The organism is Streptomyces sp. BPTC-684 (genome assembly GCF_030028635.1).
GTDB lineage: Bacteria > Actinomycetota > Actinomycetes > Streptomycetales > Streptomycetaceae > Streptomyces > Streptomyces noboritoensis.
Window position 1 is genome coordinate 3,093,751 of sequence record NZ_CP124863.1, and the last position, 15,939, is coordinate 3,109,689.

Genomic DNA, 15,939 nt, shown 5'->3' on the forward strand with positions numbered 1-15,939 from the left:
GAAAGAAAGGAAACCAGTATTGACAACGCATCTTGACTGCAAGTCATGGTGACTGTCAAGATCTGTGTCATGTCAACTGAACGTGCTGTCTCGGGGGCCAAGACCCGCATACGCGACAAGCTGATTCCAGGCACCCTTGAGCACGCCCACCAGGTTCCGTACTACCGGGAACTGTGGGCCGGGCTGCCCGTTGCCGAGGCGGCCACCACGGCTGCACTCGCCGATTTCCCCCTGACCGGGAAGTACGAACCGGCAGGCGGTATGGCTGCGGTGCGCCACCCCGACCGCACTCCTTCCGTGCTCATGCACAGCAGCGGCACGACCGGGCACCCCTTCACCCGCTACCGGTGCGCCGAGGAGGTGCAAGCGCTCGCCGACCTCCTGGCGAACCTCAACGCACGGGCCCGTGAACGGACGGACGAGACCCGCCCGATCGTGCACCTGTCGACCATTTCCAAACGGCATCACGGGAATTCCATCGGAGCGCTCGCTGTAGAACGCTCTGTCACTCTGGGACTGTTGTCCGCCCGCGATCTGGACAAGGCACTCGGCCTGTTGCGGCGCCCCCGGCTCTTCCCCGACCTGGACGATCCGCTGGTGCAGCTCAGCGGAACTCCCGACGACCTGGTCGTCCTGGCCCACGCGGTCACGGAGGCGGGTCTTGCGGACCGCCTGCGGCCCCGCACCGTCACGGCGCTGGCCGACTACCTGACCGACGGCCACCGCGACTTCCTTGCCGCGACCTTCCCCGGTGCGCGGATCGTGCACCGGTACAGCCTCTCGGAGGTTGCCGGGGGCGCGACCCGGTGTGCTCGTTGCGAACTGTTCCACTTCGATGTCCACGTCGTCCCGCAGGTGGTCTCCCTGGACGGGCGGCATCCGGTGACGTCGGGAGTGGGACGGCTCGTGCTCACCGAGCTCCACCCGTTCTCGCAGTACCAGCCGTTCATCCGGTACGACACCGGGGACGTGGTCGAGGCGGCTGAGAGCCCCTGCGAACCGGGGGAGGTGTCCGTCGCCCTGCTCGGCCGACAGGCCCATACCGCTCTGGTCGAACACCAGGGACGGCAGGTGCTGGCCTTCCGCCCGATTCCGCTGCGCGAGGCGCTGGAAGGGTTCCCCGAACTGGCCCGTGGCGTCATGCACGCGTCCATCGCGCCCTACGACGCCCTGCCCGGGTCGGCCCCACTCGCCTCGGTGAAGTTCCGCCCGGGCAACGAGGGGGCCCGTCCCCGCGTCGAGCTGACCTGCGTCACGGCCTTCGCCCCTCACCTGTTCCCGGAGCTGACCGGTCAGCTGTCCAGCCGCGTCCGCGAAGCGGTGCTGGACAGTTCTCCCGAGCTGCGGGCCATGACGGCAGACGGTACGTGCGAGCTGCACCTGGAGCTGACCGGGGACCGGCGGGCTGCCGCTCCCTTCACCGTCCGCGGCCACTGACCGCGGCCGCCGGGGACCGACGCCTCGGGGCGCGGTCCCCGCATCCACCGATCGCATCGCATTGCGGTCATCCGAATAGATCACACGTACTGAGAAAGGGCCCCATGCGCTGGTCCCAACTGCACGTTCCCACCCTGCGTGACGATCCCGCCGAGGCGGACGCGGTGAGCCACCGTCTGCTCGTTCGGGCCGGATACATCCGGCAGCTGATGGCAGGCCACTACTCGCTGCTTCCTGCGGCGGTCCGTGTCCGGGCGAAGGTCATGGCGATCATTCGCGAGGAGATGGAACGTATCGGTGCACAGGAGTTCCTCCTGCCGACCGTCCACCCGGCCGAGATCTGGCAACAGAGCGGGCGGTGGACCTCGATGGGCGATGAGATGTTCCGCGTGCGGGACCGCAAGGGCGCTGATCTGGCCCTGGGCATGACCCACGAGGAGATCTTCGCGAACCTGGCGCCGGAACTGCGCTCGTACCGCCAACTCCCCCAGACCTGGTACCAGTTCCAGACGAAGTTCCGCGACGAGCCCCGGCCGAAGTCCGGTCTGATCCGCACCCGCGAGTTCACGATGAAGGACTCGTACAGCTTCGACACCGACACTGCCGGGCTGGACCGTTCCTTCGCGCTGCACAGGGACGCCTATGTGCGGATCTTCCAGCGGCTGGGCATCCCCGCCGTCCCGGTCCAGGCATCGAGCGGGACCATGGGCGGCAAGGTGTCCGTGGAGTTCATGTGCCCCTCGCCGGCGGGTGAAGACCTCATCGTGCACTGCCCCACGGGTGATTACGCCGCGAACGTGGAGAAGGCGACCTCCCGGCTGTCCGAGGCCGAGGAAGGTCCCGCGCCGGCGGCTCCCGAGCCATTCGCGACACCGGATGCCGCGGATGCCGCGGAGCTGGCGCTTGCCTACGGCATTCCGCTCGACCGGCAGGTCACGACCCGGTTCGAAATGGTCGACGACCAGGTCACCATGGTGCTGCTGCGCGCCGACCACACGCTTGTGCCGCAGAAGCTGGCCGATGCGCTGGGTGCCGTTGGCACCCGGCCTGCCAGCTCCGAGGAGGTCGCTGAGGCGCTCGGCTCCGCAGGTGCGGAACCGGGCGCGCTGGGGCCGGTGGGGGTCGCTGGACTGCGGGTCGTCGCCGACGAAGCCCTGCGGGGACGGCGCGACCTGGTGACGGCCGGCAGCACGGACGTCGAACACCTGCGGGGCGTGGACCTTGCACGGGACGTCTCGGTGACGCACTGGGCCGACCTGCGCGAGGTCGTAGCAGGTGACGGCTGTCCCGAGTGCGGTCGCCCGCTCATGGTCGAACGGACCGTCGAGGTGGGGCACATCTTCAAGCTGGGCACCACCTACAGCGAGATCTACGGTGCCTTCGTGACGGACACCGACGGCCGGCGTGCTCCCCTGGTCATGGGAAGCTACGGCATCGGTGTGGAGCGGGCCATCGGCGCGATCGTCGAGTGCCACCACGACGAGTCCGGCATCGTCTGGCCTGTGGCGGTCGCACCCTTCGAGGTCGCGGTCGTCATCGCCCAGCACACGGACCCTGTTGTCACCGAGGCCGCCGCGAAGCTGTACGAGCAGCTGCGCGCGGCCGGCGTGGATGCCGTGCTCGACGACCGCCGCGACCGGCTCGGGGTCAAACTCCGGGACGTGGAGCTGGCCGGCATCCCCTACCGCGTCACCGTCGGTGCCCGCGGCCTGGCAGAAGGCCTGGTGGAGGTGGTCGACCGGGCCACGGGCGAGCGCGAGGACATTCCGCTGGACGACGTGCACAACCAGCTCGTCGAGCGCGTCACCGCCCGCCGCTGAATCGTTCCTTCGGCGGCCTGTGGAGCATCGACGGGAAAGGGGGGAGGGGGGAAGACCAATTGGTCTTCCCCCCTCCCCCCTTTCCCGTGAGGTCATCACCGGCTAGCGGGGCGCCTCCAGGCCGGGACCTCGCAGCCCGTCGAGGCCCGCCACGACGGCGTCGCGCAGCAGCTTGATCTCGTTGCCGAACGCGATCAGCTTGAACCCCTCGTCGGCATACTGCCGGGCGAGTTCGGGTGTGTAGGCGAAGATGCCCGCGAGCTTTCCGTGCTCCTGGGCGGCACGCAGCACGGCCGCACGCGCGGTGTCCATCGCCGGGCCCGTCATGACGCCGGGCTGTCCGAGGTCGCAAGCCAGGTCGCCCATCCCCAGGAACAGTGCGTCCACGCCTGGAACAGCGGCTATCGCCTCGACGTTTTCCAGTGCCTGGGCCGATTCGATCTGGACCACACAAGAGGTCGCCGCGTTGGCGGTCGCGAGATAGCCCGCCACATCGGCGAAGTAGCCGGAGGCTCGTACGGGGTTGATACCGCGCCGTCCTTCGGGCGGGAAACGGCAGGCGGCAGCCGCTTCCTCCGCCTGGGCCGGGGTGTCCACCTTGGGAACCATGACACCCGCCGCTCCGAGGTCCAGCGCATGTTCGATCAGGTGATGGTCCAGTCTGGACACCCGCACGAGCGGGGTGCAGGACGAGCCGGTGAGGGCCTGGAGCATGTGCAGGGCGTCCGGCCCTGACATGGGCGACGCTTCCATGTCGAGCACGACCCAGTCGAGGGGCAACGTGCCGCACAGCTCAGCGATCATGCTGTTGCCGCTCAGCAGGAACAGTCCCAGCGCGGGGCCGGGCGTGCCGGTGGCAGCCCGGGACAGGCTGGGGCCCGGCGCCAGCAGGGGGTGGCGGACGGGGTCGGGCATGAGGTGCTCCTGAACTCGCAGAGAGAGGGGGTACGCAGGGGAAAGGATCAGAGCAGGGTGGGGCTGTTGGGCCGCGCCCACACGGTCACGTCAGTGCGGGTGCCCGTGCGGCGAGTTCCTGGATCTGCTGCCACAGCCCGCCGGGTACGGCCAGGTCACCGTGCCGGGGGGAGGGGCGCGCAGAGCGCCCCGGCAGTCGGGGAGGCGCCCCGTCACCGGCCGTGGGGGTATCGAGCAGATGGCGCTCCAGCTCGGCCACGGCCGTGCCGATGGCGGCGGTGCTGGTGCCGAGGGCGTCGGCACGGAAGGCGACGAACAGGCCGCCGTTGCCCGGTCCCAGAGGGGCGGCCGCGTGGCCGGCCCCGGCCACGGCACCGGCCAGCGTCTCCACCATGGCGGCCAGCGCGTGCCCCTTGTGGCTTGCGATACCTCCCAGGGGCGCGAGTGCCGCCCGGGGCGGGTCGCTGTACAGCAGACGTGGGTCGGTGACCGGATGACCATCGGTACCGATCAGCAGGCCCGGCGGCAGGGACTTTCCTGACAGCAGTGCGGATCGGACGGCTCCCTCGGCGGTCGCGCTGGTGCTCATGTCCACGACCAGCGGCGGCCCCGGCGGTGCAGGGCAGGCCAGCACCACGGGATTGGTGGCCCAGCGTCCGTCGGTGCCGCCCGCGGGGGCCACCTTGCGGCCTGCGCCGCAGAAGTTGACGAACCCCAGCAGGACGAGCCCGCGAGCTGCGACCTCCCGGGCCAGCGGCGCCAGCCGCCCCAGGTGTCCTGAACCGCGCAGCCCCACGACGACGGGCCCGCCTGCCTCGGCTCGGCCGAGCTCGGCCACCAGGTGCCGGCGCACCAGGGTGCCTGGCGCCCGCTGCCCGTCCAGCACGACGGACCGGGCGCTGGTGCGGTGCACCGTGGGCCGGGCGGTCGGCGACAACTCGCCCGCGGCGGCCGCGGCGACGTACTCGGGGACGCGCAGCAGCCCGTGCGATGCCTGGCCGTCCGCTTCGGCGGCGATCAGTTCGGCGGCGGTGTCGAAGGCCACGTCCGCCGGGAATCCCGCTTCTTCCAGAGCCGCGCCGCACACGCGCAGGACCTCGTCCTGCGGCACACGTGCATCCGGTGCGGGCCGGACCCGGCCGGTGGCCGGGGTGACCGTCCCCATGGGCAGGTCAGCGGCCTCGGACGCGGCGATGCGGTCCACGACCTCGTCCAGGGTCAGAGTGTGCGTCGCCACGTTCCGTATTCCCGGCACACCGGCGACCTCCGCGTCCAAGTGGCTCCAGGACAGCCGTCCGTCGGCCTCCTGGACCTTGGTGTCCGCGAGGATCCGTGCGGCCAGGTCCTCCGGGCGGGCCCGCAGGCCGTAGAAGACCCACTCCAGGCGGGCATCTGCCAGCAGGTCGGCGAACTGGTCGAGAGTGCGCCCCGGCAGCAGGACGCCGCTGACCACGACGACCCGGGCTCCCCACTCCAGGTACGTGTCCAGACACGCCCTCAGATTGCGACCCAGCACCGCGTACAGCCGCTCGTCGGCCTGCCAGGGGTAGACATCGCCGATGGCGTCGGTGTCGATGAGGGCGGCCGGGACCCGGTAGCGGCGCACCAGACGGCGCCCTGTCTCGGTCTTGCCCGCCCCCGGTGCGCCCGTGAGGACGACGACCCTTACCTTCTCCGCCGCGGGCTGCTGGTTCTCGCTCATGGCCGTTACGTCCGGGGGGAGATGTAGGCGACGGTCGTGGTGGGCCGGCCCGTGACGACGCAGGGGGCGGGTTCGGGTGCGTGCCGGAAGCCGAGCACCTCGCCCAGCCTCCAGCCCGCCACCGTCCCGACGGCCGTTTCCGTGGCGGCCAGCGGGGCGACGGCGACGGCGCGTTCGGCGAGGATGCCCTGCACGGTGGTGGCATCCGCCGAGCGGCACTGCCGTTGGGCGAAGCCCCAGGCACGCCGCCGGTATCCGACTCCGACCTCTGCCAGCGCCGCCGGCAGCAGGCCGGCCAGGTCCTCAAGGCGGTCGGGCAGCAGCACGGCCTCTTCGCGGGTGTCGGCGCGCACCACCACCGCACGGGTGCGGTCCTGCTCGTCCCGGCGGGGCTGGAGGTAGATCCGCAGCGGCACGCCCTGGCGGCGCCAGCGCCGGTGGAGGGGGCCCACGGCTCTGCGGTCCTCTTCGACACGCAGGTCGCAGCGCACGCCCCGGTCGGCCAGCTGCGCGACGAGGCGCTCGGCCCCGGCCCGCTCGTCCGGGGAGCCGCCGGTGAGGGTGAGTGCTACCTGCACGGGCGCGAGGTCGGGGTGGAGCAGCAGTTCTCCTTCGCTGTCCATGCCCAGCATCAGGTGGGTGAGCACCAGGCGGCGGGTGAGGGCCGCGGTGATGTGGTGGGTGTGGAGTCGTTCGCCGTTCTCGCGGAATCCGACGTCGTAGAGCGAGGAGAACCGCTGGGCCTGGTCGTAGAGGCAGCCGACCTGGAGTGTCGCGCCGTGCGGCAGGGGCACGTCGCCGCCGATGGTGGTGTCGGAGACCTGGGTGTTGTTGGTCCACGGGGGGCGTGTGGACCACAGGACCGGTACGTGCAGGGCCGTGCCGACGCGGCGGGCCATGTCGATGGCTTGCGTGAACCCCTGGCGGGCGGTGGCCCTGTCCGGGTAGCAGGCCTGGAACTCGTAGATGTCCTGGGCTTCGATCGCCCGGAAGACGCTGCGTCCCGCGCGTGCGGGCCGGAAGTAGCGGGCCTTGCGGTATGCGCGGATCGGCAGGTCGTTCCTGCTGCGGACCATCTTCGCCCAGTGGGTGTAGACGGCGCCCTCGCCGGTGGGGGTGAGCACCATGCGTCGGCGTCCGGCGTCCCAGTCGTCGTCGCTGCCCGCGTAGAGCAGAGAGCCCTTCAGCGGGAGGAGCTTGCGGGTGGGTTCGAGGACCGAGTCCGGGACCAGCACCGGGTAGTCGTACTCTTCGAAACCGGCCTGCTCGCCGGCGCGTTCGACGATCTCGTTGAACCGGCGGATGATCCGCGCGCCGTAGGGGAGGGTGACGGTGGCGCCGGGCAGTTCGATGGGTGCCTGGTCCAGGACGTCGGCGTCGCGCAGCCAGGTGGCGAACCGGCCGAGGTCGAAGCCTTCTTGGTGGGGCTGTATCGAATCGACGACGGCTCGCACCTTCGTACCGCTGCGTGCCGGTTCCCAGGCGAGTGCGGGGGCGGTGGGCGCAGGCGGGGCCGGCAGGGCATCGTCGCCCCAGGGGAGGATGCCGGAGGGGGCCATCTCACGCACGGCTGCTCCCGGCGGTGGCCGCGGCGCCCAGCTCCGAGACGCACAACCGGAACTTGCCCGTGGAGGACTCCGGCATCTGGTCGAGGGTCTCGAAGTCCAGGACGAAGGGGTACCCGGTGTGGTGGTGGATGCGTTCGGTGAGGGTCTCCACGGTCCGGCGGCTGAGCCCGCCCGGCGCGTAGACCTTCACCTGCAGTCGGTGCGGCTCGCTCTGGACGACCTGGAACCAGTGGACTTCGGGGAAGCGCATGAAGAGGTAGGAGAAGAGGTAGGCGTCGACGTGGTCACCGCCAGGGGTCAGGATCAGGTCCTGGAGGCGGCCCGCAACGGAGGTCATGGCCGGGTAGGGCAGGTTCGCGACGGCGGTGCGGGGCAGCGGCGCGGCCAGGTCGCTGGTCTCGTAGCGCAGCAGCGGCATCGAGTGGTTGTTCAGCGTGGTGATGACCATCCGGCCGGTCGTGCCGTCCGGGCAGGGTTCGCCGTCTTCGTCGAGGAACTCGACGAAGACGTTCTCCGACTGGATCAGCATGGGCCCGCCACCGGGCTGTTCATGGGAGACGATATTGGTCTCGCGCATGCCGTACTTGTCGTAGACGTCGCATTCCAGCACCCGGCCTATGGTCTCGCGCAGTGCGGGCGGCAGCGGCTCCGAGGTGCCCTGGACGGCCCGCAGCCCCGGGATACGCAGGGAGCGCCGCTCGGCCTCCTTGGCGATGAGGTGCATGGCGTTGGAGTAGGTGCTGACGAGCGCCGGCTGGAAGCGTACGAGCTTGTCGGTGACGTCGGTCACCAGCTGGGGGGAGAGCTTGAAGGTGTTGAATTCCCTGCGGTTGGTGAGCAGGTTCTCGGTCCGGTCGGCCAGTTGCTTGAAGGACCAGTAGATCTCCGATCCCCATAGCAGGACGAACGGGTCGCCCAGTTGCCAGCCGCTGCACCACTCGTACGTCCGCAGCTGGTGGGCGCGCATCCACATCCGGAAGTCGGCGTCCTGCTGGAACTGGGCCCGCCGTCCGGTCGAGCCGGAGGAGTAGTTGGTCTGCAGGGTTGCCCGGTCGGCCTGCGAGGAGACCAGGTTGTCCTGTTCCCGGATCAGCACGTCGCGGGTGAGCAGGGGGAGCTTGCGCAGGTCGGCCAAGGACTCCAGGTCGCGGATGCCGCGCTCGTCCATGACGCGCCGGTAGTACGGAACGGTGCGGTAGGCGTGGCGCACCATGGCCCGGAGCTTGTCGAACTGGAGCTCGTCGATCTCGGCCGGGGTCCGCTCCTGGTTGGCGCGCAGCCACTGGAGCCGTTCGCGGACACCGGCTCGGCCGCGCAGCCGCTGTTCCTGCCAGTACAGGGAGCCGGCGAGTCGTTGGGGGAGATGCATGGCCCGCAACCTTTCAGTGCTGGTGGAACCGGTGATAGCGGTCGAGGGGGAGGGGGTCGGACAGGTAGGGAGCCGCGTGGGGCGGGTGCCAGCCGCGGCGGCGGTCGAGGAAGTCCTGCTCGATCCGGCCGCCGAACCAGGAGGCCAGGACGGCCGAGTGGCTGAAGGAGCTCCGGGGGTCCTCGATGTCGGTGTTGTCGTCCCAGTCGTAGAAGACGACGTCCCGGCCGGCGTCGAGGGCGGTGCGGATCTCGTGCAGCACGCTGTCGGGCACGAGCCGGTCGAGCAGGTAGAGGTAGGTGGGCAGGTAGATGGCGTAGCGCGCGGTGACCAGGTCGAGCGGTGTGCCGGCGTGACTGAGGGTCGAGCGGGCGTAGTCGAAGCCGTCGCCGCGCAGGTGCTCTGCCGGTCGTTTGGCGGCGGGCTGTTCGAGCATGGCGAGGTCGGTCACGCCGTCGACGATCCTGAGCGCCTGCCAGACACTCTCGACGGAGTGGGAGACCGCGGCGAGGCCCGGGACCGGGATGCGCCAGGTCGGATCGAAGTGGAAGGGGTTCATCGTCGCGAAGCGGCGCATGTCGGGCGGGGCTGCTGCCGCGGTGTCGACGCGCAGGGCGTCCGGACGGGTCGTCGTCAGTCCACTGGCCCGGCTGACGGCAGCGGTGGTGCCGGTCATCGTCCCGCCCGTGCGCCCGACGCGGTGCTGAGCACGGCGGCCAGGGCGGAGTCTTCGGCGCCGGGGGACGGGGCGAGCTCGAACCAGGAAGCGTCGGAGCCGGAGCGGGTGACGGTGCCGAAAGTGCCGGGCTGCGTACGGAAGGTCTCCCGCAGCGCCTTGAGCGCGATGCGCGCACCGTCCCCGTCCGCCGGGGCCGCCACGCAGCGCAGGCGGTCGCCGCGGCGGTAGATGTCGATGCCGGCCGACCGGTGCTCAAGGCGCCACTGGGGGCGGTCCGTCCGGTAGGCGTTGCGGCGCTCCCAGTCCACCAGCTTGATGCCCTCGGCGGCGGCGGCCTCACGCAGGGGGGCGGGCAGGTCGGCGAACGGTACGACGACGGCGGCGGCCCCGAGGGCGGCGTACACCGCCAGGTCGTCGGCGCGCGGAAGGTCGGTGAGGTAGACGACCAGGGTTCCGGCAGGAATGGTGGTGGGCATCGCGGTGGCCAGCCGGTGAGCCAGGTTCCAGTCGCCGTCGTCGTCGGCCCGGGCCAGCGGTGTGCCGGCCGTGCCGCCACCCGGTAGGGCCGCGCAGGCCACGGAGCGGTCGGGGAACTGCGCGACGGATTCCTGGAGGGGCTCAAGCCAGTCCGCGTGGGTCTCGAAGGACCAGCGGTAGGCGAGGTCCTCCTTCTCCAGCATCAGAGTGCTCATGTTGTGGATGTCCAGCGGGGCTTCGAGCGGGGCGAGTTCCACGTCGAAGCCCGATTCCCGCAGGAATGCCTCGCGGCGCAGGTTGTTGCTCAGCAGCTGGACGGCGGAGATGCCCAGGTGGCGCAGGATGGCGACGACGGGTTCGTAGGAGCGGGCGTCGACCGGTGCGTCCAGGCGTGCGTATACGGCGTCGGTGTCGAGGTTCTCCTGCTGGCGCATCGCGTAGATGGCGTAGTGCGCGGCGATTCCGAGGCCGCGGGCATCCTGGTCGATGCCGTACAGGAGCAGGCCCCGGCCGTTGCGGGCGAAGCTGTCCATGGCCTGCTCCAGCTGGTAGCCGCAGTCGCACTGGGCGGAGCGCAGGACGTGGCCGAAGACGCACGCCGACTCGATGCGCAGCGGGACCGGCTCGCCGGAGTGGATGTCGCCGGTGTAGACGGCGGTCCAGCGGTCGCCGCCGAAGTCGAAGTGCCACAGGACGAAGGGGGTCTCACCGCCGTCCCAGCGCAGCGGGAGGTGGGCGGGGCCGTCAGGCACGGGCACGGGGAGCGCTGTTCCTCGTGTGCGGTCGTGCGGTGGGGAGGCGGGCAGAGCGTCCAGGGTCACGGTGGTTCTCCTCGGCGGGGAAGGGCAGGTGGGCGGCGTGGGTGCGGTCCGGCTCAGCTGGCGGGCAGATCGGTGAGGATGGGTCGGCTCTTCGACCTGCGCGGCATCGTGATGACGTCGGCGCCCAGGTCCGACCAGCGGGGGCGGCGCTGCTGTTCGACGGCCGTCAGCTGTTCGAGGAGCAGGCGGCGCAGGAGGGTGATGCCGCGGTCGGCCTGACCGAGCCGTTCACGGGTGCGGTCGGCGATCGGGCCCTGGGTGACCCAGGCCATGACGTCCTGGCCGTCGATGGTGTCGAGGTTGAAGCTGCCGTCGGGGTGGAAGATCTCGGCTTCCGATACCCGCACGGTGCCCGGCTGCGCGTTTCCGCCCCGGTGCACCTCGTACCAGATGTGCCAGGTGCGCGTGTCGTCCAGGGGGACGCGGAACTGCAGGGAGCGGAAGGAGCGGCCGGCGACGTACATGCCGAGGGGGAAGAGCACCAGCTGTCCCACGCTCCAGTCCTCCTCCTCGGTGTCCTGCCCCAGGAGCCTGCGGCGCTTGACGATGCCCAACTCGTTGGTGTCAAAGCCGAGTTCTTCGTGGTGGGCGACGTCGTACAGCTGGTTGCCGCCCGACTGCTGGGACTGGTAGTTGGCGAAGTGGCCGTGCAGCCACTCCAGGTGGGCGGGGTCGAGCCCGTTCTCCACGATCTGCAGCCAGTTGCAGGGGATCACCGCGGTCCGGATGCGGATCTCGACGTCGGCCTCCTCCAGGAGGTCGAACCGGGGCAGTTCGGGGGCGGGGTTCGGCCCGAGGTAGGCGAAGACCAGGCCGCCCTGTTCGCGGACCGGATAGGCGGGCTGGGAGACCCGGTCCTTGAATCCGAGCGCCGGGTCCTCGTTGGGCTGGTCGAGACACTTGCCGACGCCGTTGAAGAGCCAGCCGTGGTAGGGGCAGCGGATGCCCCCTTCCTCCACCATGCCGTACGCCAGTGAGGCGCTCCGGTGCGGGCAGCGCTCGTCCAGCATCGACCAGGAGCCGTCCGTCTGACGGAACAGGGCGAAGCGGCGCCCGAGCAGTTCGACCGGCCGGACCTGGCCGGGCTCCCAGCCCTGGGCCACGGCCACCGGCATCCAGTAGTGGCCGAGGAGGGCGCCCATGGCGGTTCCTGGTCCGACTTCGGTGAGTCGGCGGTTTTCGTCGCCGCGGAGCGTCATGACAGGCCTCTCAGGGTCGGGAACTCGTATTCGGGCGCCGGACCAGAGGCCGAACCGGCCCCCGACCCGTAGTCATGAGTGACACTATTTTAGTCAATTTCTCTTGTCAATATTCATCCATGACCGTCAAGGGCTGCCCTCGCTCCGTCTGGTTCGGGGGGTGGTGTGGCCTCGGGGGAATGAGTAGTCATCGATTCAGTCAAGCTTGTCACTATCTGTGTCATGGCTTACGTTCGCCAGTATGTCGCCAACAGGGGCAGCAGCCCTTGGGGCCTGGACCCACGGAGGACCATCCATGACGATCCGTCTGCCACTGGACGAACGGAACCGCGACCTCTTTCGCGACCAGGGCTTCCTCGGCCCCCTCACCTTGATGACCCCGGAGGAGATGGCCGCGCTCCGCGCGGAGCTGGAGGCGGTGCTGCGGACGCCGGGGCGGGCGCCCTCACCGGACGCCGAGCAGTCCCGGGGCAGGCTGGCCGACCTGATGGCCCCCCGCAACGGCGGCTCGCCCGTGCCCTATGTCGAGTCGCGCCACCTTGACTCGCCCGCGGTCCACCGCCTGTGCACCCACCCCGCCCTGCTGTCCGCGGCCCGGTCGCTCTACGGCGAGGACCTGGTGTTGTGGAGGTCGACCTTCATCGCCAAGGCCCCCGGCGGTCCGGACTTCCGATGGCACCAGGACTGGGGCGGGGTCTTCGCCCCCGGTGACGAGTACGGACTGGAGCCGCCGCTCGCCTTCACCTTCTGGATCGCCATCAGCGAGGTGTCCGAGGACAACGGGTGCCTGCGGTTCATACCGCGCACCCGGGCCGTCCTGCCGGCCGCGCCCGGATCCGGACGCCGGGCCACGCTGCTGGTCGACGACGGTGCGGTGGACGCCTCGGGTGCGGTCGCCGTCCCTCTGCGCCCCGGGCAGTGCGTGGCCTTTACCGACCGTGCGCTGCACGCCTCCGGGCCCAACCTGTCGGGCGCCGAACGGCTCGGCCTGGCGGTGCGGTTCACCGTGCCCGCCGTGCGGGTGCGGCCGCACTTCCCCGGCCATGCCGTGCAGCTGGTCAGTGGCCGCGATACGGCGAACCTGAACACCCTGGCCGCCGCCCCTGCAGCCCCCGGAGTCGCCCAAGAAAATGAAATTGACTGATGTTGTTGACTCGACATGACTGAGCTGCGTAGAGTGTGAGTCACAAGGGCCGGACAGGGAAGGCCCTGATAAATGAGGAGATAATGCTATGAGCATCTACCGTGAGATCACCGAGCTGTTCAGCAACGACGAGCTCGACATGGTCCTGGGCGCGGCCATGATGGCCGAGACCATCTGACGGTCCTGATCAGATCGGGCTGCCACCGAGCACGGCTCGGTGGCAGCCCGACTCGTTGTCCGCCCAGCGATGATGAGGACCCCCGAATGACAACCGGAACTGAACAGACCCCGGCAGTACTGACGGTCACCGGGCTGACGCGCTCCTTCCCCGGGCGCCACGGCACCGTCCAGGCGCTCAAGGGGGTGGATCTGACTGTGAGGCCCGGCGAACTCGTCGGCCTGCTCGGGCTGAACGGCGCGGGCAAGAGCACTCTGCTGAAGATCGTCTCGACCCTGCTACTGCCCACCACCGGCACGGTGCACGTCTGCGGGCACGACGTCGTCCGGCAGCCCCGCGAGGCACAGCGCCGCCTCTCCCTGGTGCTGGGTGGCGAGCGCGGCCTGTACCTGCGCCTCTCGGCCCGCGACAACCTGCGCTTCTTCGCCACACTCACCGGCCTCAAAGACCCTGAACTCAGGCGCCGTTGCGACCGGGCAGTGGAATTCGTCGGCCTCACCGCCGCAGCCGACCGCCCCGTCGAGACCTACTCCAAGGGCATGCGCCAGCGCCTCCACCTTGCCATCGGCATGGTCACCCGTCCCGAGCTGCTGCTCCTGGACGAACCGACGGTCGGGCTGGACCCCGCGGAGGCGGAGAACATCAGAACCGCCGTCTCCCACATGCAGCAGGAGGGCACCGCCATCCTGCTCACCAGCCACTACCTGCACGACATCGAGCAGCTCGCGGAGCGAGCGGTGGTCCTGCACGGTGGTCGCGTCCTGCACGACCTGCCCCTGCCCCGGCTGCTGGAGCGGGCCAAGACCGCCGCCGTGGTCACCCTGACCGGTCGCGGCGCCGCCCCGGCGAGACCGCCGGTCTCCCTGCATTCGCTCACCCACGTCGGAGAGCTGCGCCAGGACGCCTCCACGTGGTCGTGGGACCTGCACGTGCGCGCCTGGACACCCGACTCGCTGCGCCAGCTCGCCGACCTGTGGCCGGACCAGCAGATCACCGATGTGCGGGTCACGCCTTCCGGCCTTCAGCAGGTGTTCAAGGAACTCGCCGACGACGTGCGGGCCGCCTCATGAGTGCACTTCCCCTGCCGGCTCCCTGGCGTGTGTCCGCCGCCGCCTTCCGCCTGCAGCTGCGCGGCATCTCGTGGCTGAGCGTGCTGGTCGGAGCGGCCGTCCAGCCCGCCACCTACGTCACCCTCACCCTGGCAGCCAACCGCACGGGCCGCCTGGACGCCGACGCGCTCGTCCTCGGCAGCGGCGTCCTCGCCGCCTGGACAGCCACGCTGTGGCACTCGGGAATGGTGCTGCGCAAGGAGTTCTGGAGCGGGACCCTCCCCGCCGTCTGCTCCCGCCCGGGCGGGCTCGGGCCGGTCCTGGTCGGCAAGACCATCGCCGCCACCACGCTCTCCGTCGGCGTCATCATGCTCTCCGTCTCGTCCGCCGCCGCACTCAGCGGCCACCGCGTGCACATCGCCGACCCCGCGGCGTTCACCGCCGCCCTGGTGATGGGTCTGGCCGCGACCATCCCGCTCGGCCTGCTCGTGGCGTGCCTGTTCCTGCTGACCCGTGCGGCGATACGGGTGGCGGAGGTACTGGTCTATCCGGTCTTCGTCATCGGCGGACTGCTCATACCACTCACCGAACTGCCCAGCTGGATCCGCCCGTTCGCGGGCGGCCTGAGCCTGCACTGGCTCAGCGTGCTGCTCACCGACGCCGCCGCCGGACAGCCTTCCGCGACTGCGGCCTGGCTCGCGCTGCCCGCGACTGGGCTGCTCTACGCCGCCGCCGCGCGCCTCGCGTTCCGGCGGGTCCTGCACCGCGCCCGCGAGGAGGGAAACCTTGAGATCTTCTGACCTCATGCCCGCACTGGCCACGACCGGCCGGCTCGGAGCCCGGGAGTACCTGGTCGAATACCCGCCCAGGATCCTCCTCGGAACAGTGGCCCCCCGCGCCCTGCTCCAGGTCCTCTTCCTCACCGTGCTGGGCCGTGCCGTCGGCGGACCGGACGGTGCGCTGGCCGCGGGCATCGGGGCATCGGCCTTCAACGTCGTGAATGCGACCGTGATCAAGGCCCCGGACGTGCTGATCAACGAGCGGGTCCAGGGCACGCTGTACCGGCTGCGCATGACCGGGCTCCCGCTGCTCGCCGTCGTGGCGGCACGGTGGCTGGTGTACGCGGCCGAAGGCCTTGCTTCCGCCCTGCTCGCCGTCCCCTTGGTCGCCTTGCTCACCGCCGACCCGGGTCTGCTGGCCGATCTGTCCGCCGCCCTGCCGCTCTACGCCCTGACTGCGGTCACCACCAGCGGTTTCGGCCTGGCTCTCGCCGTCGTGGCCGTCGGGCGGCGCGCCGATGTGTTCCTGACGAACTTCGGCTCGTACCTGCTGCTCGCCCTGAGCGGGGTCCTCGCTCCGCTGCCGCCCGACGGGCTCCGGGCGCTGGTGGGTTCCGTACTGCCGTTGACCCACGGCATCACGGCCCTGCGGGCGCTGCACGACGGAGCCGGTCTTGCCGAGGTGCTCCGCCCGGCGGGGATGGAATCCCTCATAGGACTGCTGTGGGTGTCCGCGGCGGCAGTCGGGCTACGCATCCAGACCCGGCGGCTGCGCCGTACGGGCAACGACTTCCTGATCTAG

At 70.4% G+C, this 15,939-nt stretch carries 13 protein-coding genes; 6 read left to right on the top strand and 7 right to left on the bottom strand.

Translation table 11 applies throughout. The features are described from left to right. The first annotated feature begins 69 nt into the window (after positions 1–69). Together QIY60_RS13785 and QIY60_RS13790 are read left to right on the top strand one after the other, a co-directional pair. Positions 70–1,437, top strand: coding sequence for a hypothetical protein (locus QIY60_RS13785; protein WP_283142685.1), 1,368 nt, complete (start codon positions 70–72; stop codon positions 1,435–1,437). Between the two features lie 104 nt (positions 1,438–1,541). Beyond that, positions 1,542–3,257, top strand: a complete 1,716-nt coding sequence (locus QIY60_RS13790; protein WP_283142686.1) for a proline--tRNA ligase — start codon at positions 1,542–1,544, stop codon at positions 3,255–3,257. Between the two features lie 102 nt (positions 3,258–3,359). Here QIY60_RS13790 and QIY60_RS13795 read toward each other — a convergent pair whose 3' ends face one another. From QIY60_RS13795 to QIY60_RS13825, 7 genes are all read right to left on the bottom strand, one after another. Next, a complete protein-coding gene (locus QIY60_RS13795) occupies positions 3,360–4,172 on the bottom strand; it encodes an aldolase/citrate lyase family protein (RefSeq protein WP_283142687.1) in 813 nt (270 codons plus the stop codon). Between the two features lie 85 nt (positions 4,173–4,257). Next, complete coding sequence (locus tag QIY60_RS13800; protein WP_283142688.1) at positions 4,258–5,874, bottom strand: Ldh family oxidoreductase; 1,617 nt, start codon at positions 5,872–5,874, stop codon at positions 4,258–4,260. A 5-nt stretch (positions 5,875–5,879) separates the two neighbouring features. Further along, positions 5,880–7,442 carry a hypothetical protein gene (locus tag QIY60_RS13805; RefSeq protein WP_283142689.1) on the bottom strand — a complete coding sequence of 521 codons (1,563 nt, stop codon included), beginning with the start codon at positions 7,440–7,442 and terminating at the stop codon, positions 5,880–5,882. Further along, entirely contained in the window at positions 7,435–8,811 is a 1,377-nt protein-coding gene (locus QIY60_RS13810; protein ID WP_283142690.1) for an AMP-binding protein, read from the bottom strand. The genes QIY60_RS13805 and QIY60_RS13810 overlap by 8 nt, the downstream gene beginning before the upstream one ends. Positions 8,812–8,824: 13 nt before the next feature. After that, positions 8,825–9,487: a hypothetical protein gene (locus tag QIY60_RS13815; protein ID WP_283142691.1), complete on the bottom strand. Its 663-nt coding sequence runs from the start codon at positions 9,485–9,487 to the stop codon at positions 8,825–8,827. Continuing rightward, positions 9,484–10,725: a hypothetical protein gene (locus QIY60_RS13820; RefSeq protein WP_283142692.1), complete on the bottom strand. Its 1,242-nt coding sequence runs from the start codon at positions 10,723–10,725 to the stop codon at positions 9,484–9,486. The genes QIY60_RS13815 and QIY60_RS13820 overlap by 4 nt, the downstream gene beginning before the upstream one ends. A gap of 116 nt (positions 10,726–10,841) precedes the next feature. Then, positions 10,842–11,987 (bottom strand): Rieske 2Fe-2S domain-containing protein, encoded by a 1,146-nt coding sequence (locus tag QIY60_RS13825; protein ID WP_283142693.1) that lies wholly within the window; start codon positions 11,985–11,987, stop codon positions 10,842–10,844. A gap of 295 nt (positions 11,988–12,282) precedes the next feature. Here QIY60_RS13825 and QIY60_RS13830 point away from each other — a divergent pair, with 295 nt between their 5' ends. The 4 genes from QIY60_RS13830 to QIY60_RS13845 all read left to right on the top strand — a co-directional run bounded on the left by QIY60_RS13830 (position 12,283) and on the right by QIY60_RS13845 (position 15,939). Further along, positions 12,283–13,131 carry a phytanoyl-CoA dioxygenase family protein gene (locus QIY60_RS13830; protein ID WP_283142694.1) on the top strand — a complete coding sequence of 283 codons (849 nt, stop codon included), beginning with the start codon at positions 12,283–12,285 and terminating at the stop codon, positions 13,129–13,131. A 264-nt stretch (positions 13,132–13,395) separates the two neighbouring features. Further along, entirely contained in the window at positions 13,396–14,379 is a 984-nt protein-coding gene (locus tag QIY60_RS13835; protein WP_283142695.1) for an ABC transporter ATP-binding protein, read from the top strand. Next, positions 14,376–15,158, top strand: coding sequence for a hypothetical protein (locus tag QIY60_RS13840; RefSeq protein ID WP_283142696.1), 783 nt, complete (start codon positions 14,376–14,378; stop codon positions 15,156–15,158). Before QIY60_RS13835 ends, QIY60_RS13840 begins: the two co-directional genes overlap by 4 nt. Further along, positions 15,145–15,939, top strand: coding sequence for an ABC transporter permease (locus tag QIY60_RS13845; protein WP_283142697.1), 795 nt, complete (start codon positions 15,145–15,147; stop codon positions 15,937–15,939). Before QIY60_RS13840 ends, QIY60_RS13845 begins: the two co-directional genes overlap by 14 nt.